This window comes from Vibrio gangliei (assembly GCF_026001925.1).
GTDB classification, from domain to species: Bacteria; Pseudomonadota; Gammaproteobacteria; order Enterobacterales; family Vibrionaceae; genus Vibrio; species Vibrio gangliei.
The window spans coordinates 1748470-1762565 of record NZ_AP021869.1; the positions used below are offsets into that span (position 1 = coordinate 1748470).

The window sequence follows — 14096 nt, forward strand, 5'->3', positions numbered from 1 at the left end:
AAGGTTTATTTCTTCTGTTTATGGCTTTTTTATACCTAAAAATATCCCCTTATAGTTCAACCACTTATGCTTAATCACGTTCAAATCCATTCAGCCCAATTATTGATGCAGCAGCACTTAGCGAAATATTCTGTCAGGATTTAACCAAATCACAACAAACACAAAACCAGAAATTACCTACATTTAGCGACATTATTGGCACATTTCGACGATTTTTACTCATTGGTCGGATATGTTAAACATCTTGTTACACTCATAATGCGCCTCCTTTATAAGCGTCACCCCATTTTCAAGACACAACATTGAAAAGAATATACAAAAATAAAGTAGGTATTATCCCAATGAAAAAGTTGAATGTGTTCACCACTTCTACGATTGCCAGCGCATTATTACTCGCCGCTCCATCGAGCTTTGCAGCAGGCTTTCAGCTTGATGCTCAATCTGCAACAGGTGCAGGCCGTGCATTTGCGGGCGATGGTATCATTGCCGACAATGCTTCAGTGATGGCTATCAACCCAGCGGCTATGGCGCTTTTTGACAAGACTTCTTTTTCTATGGGGGCTACTGCAATCAAGCCAATGATTTCTGTTGAAGATGGCTACTATCAAAGTCACCTTAGCCCAAATGGTGACGTTAGCTACGATGACGCAGGTAACTTAGCTGTTGCGCCAAATATGTTCTTAGTTGTACCAGTCAATGATAAATGGGCAGTGGGTGCAGGTTTGTACTCTAACTTTGGTACTGAATCTGAATTTGATGACTCATTCCCAAGTGAATATGGCGGCACATCAAGTATCATCAGTGCAGAGCTAGCCTTAGCGGCTTCTTACCGTTTAAATGAACACTGGAGCTTTGGGGCGGGTCTTGATTTAATTTACGGTCATGGTGAGTTTAAGCGCGGAATTGGTATTGATAAAGATTTAAGCCCCTCAGCAAAAGCAATTATAGCTAAAGCAATTAATACCAAATTAAATACCAACATAAAGCCTAAGAATCTACCTGATAATATCTCTTCTGACTCAACTTTAGTTGATGTGGATGCAAGTGGCGCTGGCCTAGGCTGGAACGTAGGTACAACTTACGAGTTAGACGAGAATAACCGTTGGGGCATTTCGTACCATGCAAGCCCAGAAATCCATGCTAAAGGCAAAATTGATGGCCCTGCCGGCATTACTTTAGCCGATGAGATCGTGGTACCACTACCTGACTTTGCACAATTCTCTGGTTACAACCACTTTAAAGGCACTAAATTTGCTTTAAGCTATACCATTGGTTGGACTGATTGGAGCAAATTTAACGACCTGGCTACAGCTGATCCAGATATCACACTGCAAAAATTCGAATGGCGTGATACTTGGACCGCAGCTATCGGTGGTACTTACTACTTAAACGATCAATGGACGCTGCGTGCGGGTTACAAATTCGACCAAGGTGCTCAAGATGAAATCACAACCATTGCGGTACCCGATTCAAACCGTAACTGGTTATCAGCAGGTTTCTCATACGCGCCGAGCAGTGATTCTAGTATCGATTTTGGCCTAACCTACTTGCTAGGTGTGGATGTCGATGCTCATGAAGAACATGGTATTTCAAGCATCGATGCAACAACCCACACGGATGCCATCATTGCTGGTGTGCAGTACAGCAAAACGTTCTAACTCGAAACTCGAAACTCGAAACTCGAAACTCGAAAAAATTAAGCCTTGTTACTTTTCAGTAGCAAGGCTTTGTTGTTTTAGTCACATAGGTTAGCTTTGAAGATCAGTAATCCTGACCTAGGTAATCTTCTAATAAATCTTCATCCAAAACCTGTTCCGGTTCTTGCTCAATTTCCGCTTTAAAGTCACGATATTGGAAATACATACTCTTACTCAATTCATACGCATCAGGTGAATTGCGTAGCATGCCTTCTTGATTGATTAACTCATAACGCGACTCTAAGCCTTGGAATGCCCATTTACCCGTTGATTGCCAAAAGGTTAACCAACTCAGTGGAATATATAGGGTATCAACTAAGTTCGTCACTTGCCGTGGCGTTGTCGGTCCGTAGGCTGGCACCATAATATACATGCCATCACCCACTCCATAATGCCCAACCACATCACCGAACTCACGTGTAGTCTGTGGAATATCTGCCGCCGATGCTACATCAATCAAGCCGAGCAAACCTATGGTGCTGTTGATCAAAAAGCGACTAAAATTTTGCATCGCTTCTGTGCCATTCCCCATCAGCAAGTTATTGAGGCCACTGGCTGGCTCATCCAGGTTATCAAGAAAGTTATTTAACCCTTCACGAATTGGCCACGGCGTCCATTCCATATAACCGATAGCGAGCGGACGAACAACATAGGGATCGAGCACTTCATAGTTAAAGTCCCACATGGTGCGGTTAAAACCTTCAAGTGGATCCCAGTGTTCATCATCTTGTACTGATATATTGCTGACTGTCGCGACCTCAAGAGTATCTTCTGTTGAAGCACTTTCATCAGGCGACGTTGAGCACCCCTGGGCGAAAAGCAAGGTAAGAATATAAAAAGGAAATGTTCGAATCCGTTTGAAATTGTTCAAACCACCACATCCTGTGTAAAGGGGAAAAATAAAAAAGGCAAAGTAAATCAATACATTGCCTTTACACTCAGTTCTTTAAGCGAATAATTAACATCAATCAGCAATGATGTTAATTGTATTGCATATTCATGTTAAACATCAATATTGCTGATCAATTGAGATCACCACATCATCACCAAGGTGAATTGGCATACTTTCTCCATACCAGTCCCCTTCTTTGGTTGAAACATTGCCATCGCTATCTATACGAGCACGAACCATGATATCCGAAAGGCTGGAAAGTTTGCGTTCCTTAATCATGCTGTTACTGTCATCCAAAACCACGGTAATTGGGAAACTTGAAATCGGATAGCGCGCCGCCGCTACTGGCATGGGTGCCCCATCAGCGGTATGAATAGAAACAATCAACACGCCTTGTTCCGGAAGTTTGACTTGCGGGGCTAACGAAATAGTGACCTTAACGGGCGTCCCTTCCACAGCCCGTTGCTGCGGATTTTGTTGAGCATCTAATTCACGTTGCGCAGTTTGAATACTGCGAGTGAGCATGTCGTAACGATCATCATCTTTGCCAATTTTCGCTTGCAACTGTTTCCAATAATCAATTGCTTGGGCAAAGTTACCATTTTCATAAGCACTGAAAGCCAACAACGAATACACGCGTAAATCCACATCCGGCTTTTTCAGCAAGTCAGCTAGAATAGAATCGGCTTTTTGCAGATCCGCTTGATCGGATGAGAACATTAAAGCCTGTGCTAAGCTCAGCTGAATATCCCCGTTATTAGGCATCAGTTTGTCTGCTTTGGTCAGTGCACCAATTGCAGTCTCGATATCTCGATTTGCCAAACCAATACGGCCTAATAGCACCCAACCTGTTGCATCATCTTGGTTGTATTGTAAGCGAGAGCGCAATGCTAAGCTCAAATCCGACATCTCTTGATCCGTCAATTCCACCCCATTTGGATTCATCAGCTTTTGAGAAAGCAACGGCAGGTTATTCTCTACCTCTTTCCAATGCGCAACTTTAGAATGTGCACCATAAAGGCTATACACACCGTAAGAGACCACCGCCATAAAAATCACCAATGGCACTGCCAGCCATTTCATTGACTCGCTCTTGTTTTCCGCATACTTGTGTCCAGCCGGAATATCATCGAGTAACGATTGCTTCAAATCCGTCACAAGATCATCTTTGTTGCCCACAATCCCAGCTTGATCTTCTGAGTCCAACTCAGCCAGACGATCTTTAAAAAATGCTTTATTCAAATCATCACGCTGAGCCATTTCATCTATCTGTTTTGGCTTGAGTAATGGATAAACGATTAAGGCGCACGATACGACGAGTAACACTACGCTTCCAATCCAAAATGCCATCATGAATCATTACCTTTTTTATCGTTTGAATCCGACTCATCTAAAAGTGCTTTTAGACGCTGTTCTTGTTTTTCATCCCACTGCGCTGAGCTTTGCCCTTCGGTAGCCGCGGCTTTTTTACGGCTGCGAATCACAATAAAACCAAAGCCAAACACCACAATCGCAAGCGGCGCTAACCATAAAACTGCCGTCGACGGAGTCAGAGGTGGATTGTAAGTCACGAAGTTGCCATAGCGGGCCACCATATAATCGACGATTTCTTGTTTCGACTTGTCTTCCTTGGTCATTTGATAGACTTTCATACGCAAGTCTTTCGCCAATTCTGCATTCGAATCCGAAATAGAATTGTTCTGACATTTAGGACAACGCAATGTGTGGCTCAGCTCTTGAAACTGCGCTTCTTGCTGTGGCGTATCAAAATCAAATACTTCAATTGCCGACATCGCAGGAATAGCAAAAAACAAGCACAGTAGCATCAATAAGCGTGATTTTTTGATCATTGTGCACGCTCCATCGGGATAGGTTTCAATTCCGTGGTTTGACCTTCAAGTTTGTTGTACAGCGGCAATAACGTCTCATTCCAATTTTCTACATTCACATCGCCGACATGACGGTATTGAATGTGACCATTAGCATCAATGAGGAAGGTTTCTGGCGCGCCATACACACCAAGATCAAGACCGAACATGCCATCGCCATCAAACAGAACCAGTTGATAAGGGTCGCCTAAATCACGTAACCATTTCTTGGCTTTTTCACGATCATCTTTGTAGTTCAAACCAATGATATTAACGCCTTGCTCAGATAGCTTATTCAAGAATTGATGCTCGGCATAGCAGGTCGGACACCAGGTTGCCCAAACGTTCAGTAATAACGGCTTACCTTGAAACAGACTCTGATCGTAGGTTTTATCCGCTTGAAACAGATCTTCTAATTGGAAATCAGGCACAGGTTTGCCCACCAAGACTGATTCTAATTTAGTTGGATCATCTCCATCAGCATTGCGAGTCAGCTGCGTAGCAAACACAATCACTAAAATCACAAATAAAGCGAGAGGAGCAAATAGAATATTACGGTTCATGTTTACGCCTCCTGCTCTTCTGTTTTAATGGCTTTTTTATCTAATTTTTTACGGAAACGGTATCTTTTATCGCTAATAGCTAACACACCACCAATCGCCATCAAAATCCCACCAAACCAGATCCAACGAATAAACGGCTTGTAATAAATACGAACGGCCCAAGCGTCCGTACCATCTAAGCGCTCACCCATTGCGACATAAAGATCGCGTGTGAATCCGCGGTCAATCGCCGCTTCGGTCATCATAGAGCGCGCCGTGTGGTAGTAACGTTTTTCAGCATGCAGCTCATTCACATAATTGCCATCTTCACTGATGATAAAGTCGGCAATAAACCCTTCATAGTTCGGGCCATCATGATCACGTAAGCCAACAAAATCAAACTGATAGCCATGGATTTCAAACTTATCACCCGGCGCTAAACGTACATCACGCTCAACACTGTAGTTCTGTACCATAGCGATACCAATGATGGTCACCGCTAAGCCAATGTGACCCAGCATCATGGCCCAATGGCTGCGTTGAAGTTTGGTCAAGCCTTCAAAAAATCGATGACGATGCGTCGCACGCTGATGCAATTCAAAGCCATGCATTGCAATGATCCAAATCGCTAGGAACCAACCTAGAGTGGCCAATGGCATAAATTCTTTTGATGACAAGAAAGCAATCGCTGCAGCCACAACAGCCGACACCACAAACGACACTAACATTGGTATTTTGACGTCTGCCAAGTTATCGCGCTTCCAACGCACTAACGGACCAATACCTAAAATCAAAGAGAAAGGCACAATTAACCAAGTAAATAAGGTATTAAAGAATGGCGCACCGATAGAAACTGACCCCATACCTATTTGCTTATGCACTAAAGGTAATAAAGTACCAATCAAGACCACGACTAAAGCGGCAACCAGCAAAATATTATTGGATAACAAGGCATTTTCACGCGAGATCAATGAGTAGTTACCGCGAACTCGTACCGATGCGCCTTTTAGAGCAAACAAGAGCAACGAACCGCCGATAACAATCACTAAGAAGGCTAAGATGAACATGCCGCGAGCAGGGTCAGAAGCAAACGAGTGTACAGACACCAAAATACCCGAGCGAACTAAGAACGTACCAAGCAAACTTAATGAGAAAGCACTGATGGCAAGTAATACTGTCCAGGCTTTGAATGTACCGCGTTTTTCGGTCACCGCCAGAGAGTGCATTAATGCCGTACCCGCAAGCCAAGGCATGAAAGAGGCATTTTCAACCGGGTCCCAGAACCACCAGCCGCCCCAGCCTAATTCGTAATACGCCCACCAAGAGCCTAGCGCGATACCGACGGTTAAAAATACCCACGCCGCCGTTGTCCACGGACGAGACCAACGCGCCCAAGCGGTATCTAAACGGCCTGTCATTAATGAAGCAATCGCAAACGAGAACGCCACCGAGAAACCGACATAGCCCATGTACAGCATTGGTGGATGCACAATCAAACCTGGGTCTTGAAGTAATGGGTTTAGGTCTCGACCATCAATTGGGAAGTACGGCAAAGTACGTAAGAATGGGTTTGAAGTAAGGATAATAAACAGTAGGAAGCCAACAGAAATCATACCCATCACAGAAAGAACACGAGACACCGACTCTTGTGGCATGCCGCGGCTAAACGTCGCTACCGCAATTGTCCAAATGGCTTGAATTAATACCCAAAGTAGCAATGAGCCTTCATGCGCGCCCCACACTGCAGTTAAACGGTAGTACCAAGGTAATTGACTGTTCGAGTTACTGGCAACGTATTGCAACGTAAAGTCATTGCTATAAAACGCCCACAACAAAGTAGCGAAAGACGTCAGCAACATTAAGAACATGCCCCACGACAAAGGTCTGGCCATGCCCATCAAGGTGCGGTTATTGGTGCTGGCACCATACATGGGTAACGCACTGAGTACAAATGAAAACCCTAATGCAAGAATTAAGGCAAAATGTCCAAGTTCAGCAATCATTGTGCTTATTCCTGCTCTTTAATGGTGTGAGTTTCGTAATCGTATTTCGCGTTATGCCCTTTATTCATGGCTTCTTCAATTTCAGAAGGCATATAGTTTTCATCGTGCTTCGCCAATACCTCAAACGCATCAATCGTCGTTGGGTCAACTAAGGTACCTTGGGCAACAATACCTTGCCCTTCACGGAATAAATCAGGAAGAATACCTTCGTAAGTCACCGTGACGGTAGGCCCTAGATCTTTTAAATCAAAGCTGACTTTCAAGGATTCAGGATCTCGTTTTACCGACCCTTCTACCACCATGCCACCAATACGCAAACGCTCACCAACATGAGGTTTCGTGCCATCAGGCTTACCGTTGACAATTTCCGTTGGTGTGTAAAATAAATTCATATTTTGATTTAACGCGTACATGGTTAAACCAACAGTACCTGCCACACCAATCAAAATAGCCAATACAATTGCGAGTCTTTTTTTACGTCTAGGTGTCATAGTGTATTTTCCATTTTTTTCGCCGCTTGACGACGTGCTTCACGGTCAATTTTTTGCTGAATGTCTTTCAATAACGCTTTGCCATCTGCCACGCTTTTCCAATACAAAATCAGCATACTAGCGAAAGTAATGCCAAAAGAAGACCACACATAAGCGGCATATCCACCCATGTTTAAAAAATCACTGAAAGAGTCAAAATACATTACTTCACTCCTTGTGTTATTTGAGATTGACCGTTCGCTGCTTTAACAAGTTGCAACACCCACGGGCGATGGCTTTCACGACGAATGATCTCGGTACGCAGACGAATCATAGTCAAGGCGCCGAAGAAAAAAGCAAAACCAAAGATGGTGCACAACAATGGCCACAACATTTCTGGTGCGATGGAAGGTTTGCCGATTTTGGTAATGGTCGCACCTTGATGTAGCGTATTCCACCACTCAACCGAATAATGAATGATAGGGATATTAATCACCCCGACAATCGCGAGAATACCAGCGGCTTTGGCTGCGGTTTTTTCATCGTCGAAAGCGTGATACAAGGCAATAACACCTAGATATAAAAACAGAAGAATCAATTCAGAGGTTAAGCGAGCGTCCCATACCCACCAAGCGCCCCACATAGGTTTACCCCAAACCGCACCGGTAATTAAGGCAATAAAGGTATACACTGCCCCGATTGGAGCCATCGCCAATGCTGCCATATTTGACAGCTTCAATTGCCACACTAAACCGATAAAAGCAGCAATCGCCATTGAGACATAAATACCCATCGACCAAATGGCAGCAGGAACATGAATGTAAATAATCCGAAAGCTATCACCTTGTTGATAGTCGGCAGGTGCAAAAGCCAGCCCCCAAACCGTACCGACCACTAGCAAGCCGATAGCCAATACCGAAAACCAGGGTAATAACGATCCGCACAGCTGATAGGTTTTTTCAGCTTTCGCGTATGGATGTAACCATTTCCACATTTTTGCTTCTCACTTTAATAGGAAGGACTTTTATGCCCCACTCTTTTTCTTATGGTTCAAGCGCATCGCTCAAACGAATCTAATTCACACTTATACGTAATGACGCACTGATCGCAAATGGGGTTAAGGTCGCCGCGCCCATCAACATTGCTCCTAAAATGGCCAACTGGCCTGAATACGCAAATCCACTGGTAGCCGCTTCAATCGCCGATGTCGCGAAAATCAGCACAGGAATATACAAAGGCAACACCAGCAAACTCAGCAATACACCGCCTTTTTGTAATCCAACCGTTAGCGCGACCCCAATCGCACCAATAAAACTTAGCGTTGGTGTGCCAAGTAACAAAGTCACCACCACAGCCAGCCAGGTTTTTATATCCAAAGACAGCAACACCGCTAACAAAGGACTAATCAAAATCAACGGCAAGCCGGTCAGTAACCAATGAGCGATCACTTTGGCCAACACCACCAAAGGCAATGGGATTGGCAACAACATTAATTGTTCGAGTGCGCCATCATGAAAATCATCGCGGAATAAACGCTCTAACGATAACAGAGCCGAAAGCAACGCCGCTACCCAAATGATGCCGGCTGCAATACGCGCTAACAAATTCGGCTCTGGGCCAATACTCAATGGAAACAAAGTGATAACGATGATAAAAAACCACAAGGGGTTAAACACATCCGCTTGGCGACGATAAGCAATCAAGAGTTCGCGACGAATAATAGACAACATATTGGCGATCATTTATTCACCCAATCGAATTTTTTTGAGGCTATCAAGCTCGGTAAACATGTCTTGGTGAGTGGTAAAAAGCACCATACCTCCATTGTTGGTGTGTTCGACAAACAAAGCCTCAATCACTTTAATCCCTTGTTTATCAATCGCTGTTAATGGTTCATCTAAAATCCACAGCGGATGCTTACTCAGCCATAAACGTGCTAAGGCCACACGTCGCTGTTGCCCCGCAGATAACTTACCGGTCGGAATATCTTCTTTACCCGCTAACCCAACCTTGGCTAAGGCCATCCAAATATCATCTTGTGTGACGCCTGCGCTGCCATTCAACTTTTGATAAAAAGATAAGTTTTCGAACGCGGTCAGCTCTTTTTTCACACCGGTCTGATGACCAATAAACAATAAATCTTGATGAAAGGCATCTCTATCTTTACGTGTTTCAACACCATTCCAGAAAATTTCACCAGAATCACTATCACCTAACCCAGTAATAATACGCAGCATGGTGGTTTTCCCTGAACCATTACGGCCTTCCACTTGTACAAGATCACCCGCTGTGACAGCAAAACTGACCGATTCAAATAATTCCCTATCATCACGAATCGCGGTGAGGTCTCGTACTTCCAGCATACTTATTCATCTATAGTTAAGTTAATAACCGGGTATGTTACCACAGGAGAATCGTCTCGAAAGCGTTAACATCTAAAGTCTGTAATGAATGTTCAGACAATCACAATTTTGCCTAAAAAGCCGGCAAAAGCGTGATAATTCGTTAATCAAGACTTGACCAAAAGTTCAACATTTATACCCACTCAACAATGATAAACACACACAGGTAGACGCCTATCATCCAAAAGGGGTATAAGCGATATTAATGAGAGATTTCATGATTTTAATCAAATTGCGTTTTTTCACCCCACACTTCGTGCCACAATTGAGGCAAATGAGCGCAGTTAATTTAATAAAAATGTGATCGTTTTTGATAGCTCCTCGTAATGTAGGCATCAAGGGAATTTAGAATGACGCCTTATGCTTGTAGAGACTCAACAACGAAAATTGAAACGATCACTACACTCACACATAACTATGAGCGTAGACATTATCGACAACAACGACTCGCTGCCGCCACTGGAACACTGGTTGCAAGCCATCGCCAATCAACGTGACAAACAGGCTTTTAAGCAACTGTTTCACTGGTTTGCGCCTAAAATTCAGCGCTTTGGCATGAAGCAATTTAACCACCCAGAACAAGCAAAAGAACTGGTACAAGAAACCATGACCAGCGTATGGCGCAAAGCCCATCTCTTCGATGCCGATAAAGGCGCTGCCACAACTTGGGTTTATACCATCATGCGGAATGCGTCATTTGATATGTTACGCAAAATCCGCACACAAAAAGAAGAACACCTCAGTGATGACATCTGGCCGCTCGTGGAATCTGACGTCGTTGAGCCGCTAGATGTCAGCGATCATTTGATGAGCAATAAAATTAAGCGCCTTCTTGACCGTCTATCACACGAACAAAGGCAACTTATCGAAGGTGTGTATTTTAAAGAATTATCTCAAGAACAATTGGCCGAACAATTTAATATTCCTTTAGGCACCGTCAAATCACGTTTGAGACTTGCTATTGCTAAACTCAGACACCTAATGGGAGAACATTCATGAAACATCATCCAAGCCATGAATTGCTCACCGCTTTCGTGGGTGCTGAATTGCCCGCCTCTTTAAGTGTGGTCATTTCAGCGCATATTGAATTGTGCCCGCAATGCCAGTGTTCTATCGAAGCATTAAATCGACATCATGCTGAGCAAGTGTTTGTAGATAACACTTCAGTGATGCATAAAGAAAATCACTCTGATAAACGCTATTCGGATAACTCTTATGAGGAGTTTGACACTGAATTTGGCGACATGTTTGATGACATGGTTGATAGCATTACTGCCAGCGCAGAGTTAGAGCAAGAACTCAAGCTTGATCCAGTGACGATATGCTTCAAAGGCCAACAATATACCCTACCTCATGCCTTGCGTTCATTGACGTTACAAAAACCGCAAAGCCTAGGCAAAATTACTCGTTCTCGTGTCGACCTAGCTGACGGGCAGTTGAAAACCAGCCTGTTACATATTGAACCCGGTGGCAGTGTTCCTATGCATACCCATAAAGGCTTTGAGTTGACTTTACTGCTATCCGGCGAGTTTTCCGACAGCATGGGTCAGTATCAGGCTGGGGATTTCATTTGGCTTAATGGTGAACATGAACATTCACCCCACACTGAAACTGGCTGCTTATGTTTAAGCGTCTCTAGCGATGCTTTGCAATTTACCAAAGGGTTATCCAAATTATTAAACCCTATTGGTACATTTATTTACTGAGTTCTACCGTTTTTCTTTCCGTTAAATGCAACTGATTAGTAGATAGGAAGCAGAATGAAATTACCTCAACAGCAACCTCAAATAGGCATTAGCGCCTGTGTTACAGGAGAACATGTTCGATTTGATAAAGGACATAAACGCTCAGATTTTTGCATGACTCACCTTGCGCCTTTTGTCCGCTTTCAAGGTTTTTGTCCGGAAGTGGCGATTGGGTTACCAGTACCAAGACCGACCATTCGCCTAGTGCAATATCAAGACGGCGTGCACGCCCAACGCCCAGATGGTAGCGGCGATGTCACCCAAGATTTGACTAATTATGGTCAGAACATTGCGAATAAGATTGATCACTTGAGCGGTTTTATTTTCTGCCAAAAAAGCCCAAGTTGTGGCATGGAAAGAGTGAAAGTGTATCAAGAAGATGGCAAAGGCAGCACCGCCAGTGGCATCGGTTTGTTTGCCAAGCAAATCATGGCCTACAACCCAAACCTACCTTGTGAAGAAAATGGTCGCCTAATGGACCCAGCCTTGCGAGAAAACTTTATCATTCGTGTATTTACCTACCAGCATTGGAAAGAATTACTGGCGTCAGGCTTAACTAAACACAAGTTAATTGCCTTTCACAGTGAACGTAAGTACCTACTCATGAGCCATCACCTTGTGAGCTATAAAGAAGCCGGACGATTATTGGCGCGTGCCGATCTGGACGTAGAAGAGATGGCGCAACAATACATTTCGATATTAATGTCGGGGCTCAAGCATGTAGCAACCCATCGCAGCCATACCAATACGTTGCAGCATTTACAGGGTTACTTTAAAAAAGTGCTGACGAAACAACAAAAAAGCGAGCTCACGACTCATATTGAAGACTTTCGCCAGGGAGTAGTCCCACTGCTCGTGCCGTTAACGCTCATTAATCACTACTTAAAAGAGTTTCCACAGCAATATTTGGCCGCACAAGTGTATCTGGCTCCTTATCCTCAGGAACTGAAGTTACGTTATATCTAGTTCACGTCTTATAAAGGATGATTTTACCTTATGAATCTCGTTTGGTTTCGCAATGATCTTCGTATCGATGACAACCCAGCTCTGCATGCTGCTATGGAAGCAAAGCAACCTTTTCAAGCGATTTTTATTTCAACCCCTAAGCAATGGCAGCAACATGATATGGCCGCCATCAAAATCGACTTTATAGAACGTCACGTCAACTTGTTAGCTGAGCAGTTTACCAAGGCGGGCATTGAGTTCGTTCATATCGCCGCCACCGATTTTGAGCACCAATCGCAACAACTGCTCGACTACTGTATTCAAAACAACATCGATGCCGTGTTTGCGAACGATGAAGTCGAATTTAATGAAAGAACGCGCGATCATTGGATAGGTGAGAAACTGCGTCAAAACGGGCTAAATTTTCACACCTTTGAGGCCGATGTCATCGTACGTAAGGGTGCGATAGTCAATAAGCAGAATGAAATGTATAAAGTGTTTACGCCCTTTAAGAAAGCATGGGCAGCGCATTTAATCCAATATCTTGCCTCACCTATCACCACTGACCTTGAACAAGGCCGGACAGTTCAACCGAGCAGCACTGCTCAGAAGAAGCAGGCTAACAAAATTACGTTTAACGCAGAGAAGAAAGATTCCAATAAATGGCCACTCGCGGATGTGGTCTTAAGACAAGTGATACCTGATTTCCTACAGAACAAACTCAGTGATTATCATCAGGATAGAGACTTCCCTGCAATAAAAGGCACATCAGGTTTATCCCCTTATTTAGCCATTGGTGCGATCAGTGTTAAACGCATCCTTGCGGAATTGTTGCACCACGATCCACTCATATTGGAAAATATTTCTCAGCCACAAGGCAGTTGGCTCAATGAGTTAGCCTGGCGAGACTTTTATCGTCACCTGCTACACCACTTCCCAAAACTCAATAAACATCAGAACTTTAACCATAAGTATGATGCTTTGCCGTGGCCAAATTCACCACAATTGTTTGAAGCATGGAAAGAAGGAAAAACTGGTTATCCAATTGTCGATGCCGCAATGAGACAACTGGTACAAACCGGCTGGATGCATAACCGACTACGCATGATCGTAGCCAGTTTTTTAACCAAACATTGTCTGGTCGATTGGCGTTTAGGCGAGCAATTTTTTATGCAACATTTGATTGATGGCGATCTCAGTGCCAATAACGGTGGCTGGCAATGGTCGGCGGGCACAGGTTGCGACGCTCAACCTTACTTTCGAATTTTCAACCCTATCAGCCAAAGCGAAAAATATGATCCCGATGGCAGCTTCATTCGTAAATATCTACCAGAGCTGGAATGTGTACCGCTAAAGCACCTGCATTTTCCGCATGAGTACTTAAAAAAGAATCACATAGAAAGCTATTGGCCAGCGATTGTTGATCACGCAACGGCAAGGCAACAGGCTTTGAGTTTTTATAAGCAAACTTAACCCACACGCTGTTTTTAACCTCATCCTTTATGAGCGAGAAACACGAGTCGTTAAGAATG

Annotated in this window: 15 protein-coding genes; 5 read left to right on the forward strand and 10 right to left on the reverse strand. The window is 43.8% G+C overall.

Annotated elements, in window-relative coordinates:
- The first annotated feature begins 335 nt into the window (after positions 1 to 335).
- Positions 336 to 1658, forward strand: a complete 1323-nt coding sequence (locus Vgang_RS07990) for an outer membrane protein transport protein (protein WP_406708305.1) — start codon at positions 336 to 338, stop codon at positions 1656 to 1658.
- Positions 1659 to 1761: 103 nt separating this feature from the next.
- On the opposite strand, the gene Vgang_RS07995 is transcribed toward Vgang_RS07990, so the two are convergent.
- From Vgang_RS07995 to ccmA, 10 genes are all read right to left on the reverse strand, one after another.
- A complete protein-coding gene (locus Vgang_RS07995) occupies positions 1762 to 2550 on the reverse strand; it encodes an MlaA family lipoprotein (RefSeq protein ID WP_105903330.1) in 789 nt (262 codons plus the stop codon).
- A gap of 156 nt (positions 2551 to 2706) precedes the next feature.
- Positions 2707 to 3942: a c-type cytochrome biogenesis protein CcmI gene (gene ccmI, locus Vgang_RS08000; protein WP_105903288.1), complete on the reverse strand. Its 1236-nt coding sequence runs from the start codon at positions 3940 to 3942 to the stop codon at positions 2707 to 2709.
- Positions 3939 to 4436 carry a cytochrome c-type biogenesis protein gene (locus tag Vgang_RS08005; RefSeq protein ID WP_406708306.1) on the reverse strand — a complete coding sequence of 166 codons (498 nt, stop codon included), beginning with the start codon at positions 4434 to 4436 and terminating at the stop codon, positions 3939 to 3941. The genes ccmI and Vgang_RS08005 overlap by 4 nt, the downstream gene beginning before the upstream one ends.
- A complete protein-coding gene (locus Vgang_RS08010; protein WP_105903289.1) occupies positions 4436 to 5020 on the reverse strand; it encodes a DsbE family thiol:disulfide interchange protein in 585 nt (194 codons plus the stop codon). Before Vgang_RS08010 ends, Vgang_RS08005 begins: the two co-directional genes overlap by 1 nt.
- Positions 5021 to 5022: 2 nt before the next feature.
- Positions 5023 to 7002, reverse strand: a complete 1980-nt coding sequence (locus Vgang_RS08015) for a heme lyase CcmF/NrfE family subunit (protein ID WP_105903290.1) — start codon at positions 7000 to 7002, stop codon at positions 5023 to 5025.
- 5 nt (positions 7003 to 7007) lie between these two features.
- Positions 7008 to 7493, reverse strand: coding sequence for a cytochrome c maturation protein CcmE (gene ccmE / locus Vgang_RS08020; protein ID WP_105903291.1), 486 nt, complete (start codon positions 7491 to 7493; stop codon positions 7008 to 7010).
- On the reverse strand, positions 7490 to 7696 hold the full coding sequence (ccmD, locus tag Vgang_RS08025) for a heme exporter protein CcmD (RefSeq protein ID WP_105903292.1): 207 nt from the start codon (positions 7694 to 7696) through the stop codon (positions 7490 to 7492). The genes ccmE and ccmD overlap by 4 nt, the downstream gene beginning before the upstream one ends.
- Entirely contained in the window at positions 7696 to 8466 is a 771-nt protein-coding gene (locus Vgang_RS08030; protein ID WP_105903293.1) for a heme ABC transporter permease, read from the reverse strand. The genes ccmD and Vgang_RS08030 overlap by 1 nt, the downstream gene beginning before the upstream one ends.
- A 79-nt stretch (positions 8467 to 8545) precedes the next feature.
- On the reverse strand, positions 8546 to 9214 hold the full coding sequence (ccmB, locus tag Vgang_RS08035) for a heme exporter protein CcmB (RefSeq protein ID WP_211294100.1): 669 nt from the start codon (positions 9212 to 9214) through the stop codon (positions 8546 to 8548).
- Entirely contained in the window at positions 9215 to 9835 is a 621-nt protein-coding gene (gene ccmA / locus Vgang_RS08040; protein ID WP_211294102.1) for a cytochrome c biogenesis heme-transporting ATPase CcmA, read from the reverse strand.
- A gap of 456 nt (positions 9836 to 10291) precedes the next feature.
- Between ccmA and Vgang_RS08045 the strand changes: the two genes are divergently transcribed.
- Genes Vgang_RS08045 through phrB form a run of 4 tightly spaced genes read left to right on the forward strand, consistent with a single transcriptional unit; the run spans position 10292 to position 14037 of the window.
- Entirely contained in the window at positions 10292 to 10873 is a 582-nt protein-coding gene (locus Vgang_RS08045; protein ID WP_105903294.1) for a sigma-70 family RNA polymerase sigma factor, read from the forward strand.
- A complete protein-coding gene (locus Vgang_RS08050; protein ID WP_105903295.1) occupies positions 10870 to 11580 on the forward strand; it encodes a ChrR family anti-sigma-E factor in 711 nt (236 codons plus the stop codon). The genes Vgang_RS08045 and Vgang_RS08050 overlap by 4 nt, the downstream gene beginning before the upstream one ends.
- Positions 11581 to 11634: 54 nt before the next feature.
- Positions 11635 to 12585 carry a YbgA family protein gene (locus tag Vgang_RS08055; protein ID WP_105903296.1) on the forward strand — a complete coding sequence of 317 codons (951 nt, stop codon included), beginning with the start codon at positions 11635 to 11637 and terminating at the stop codon, positions 12583 to 12585.
- A gap of 30 nt (positions 12586 to 12615) precedes the next feature.
- Entirely contained in the window at positions 12616 to 14037 is a 1422-nt protein-coding gene (gene phrB, locus Vgang_RS08060) for a deoxyribodipyrimidine photo-lyase (RefSeq protein ID WP_105903297.1), read from the forward strand.
- Positions 14038 to 14096: the final 59 nt, after the last annotated feature.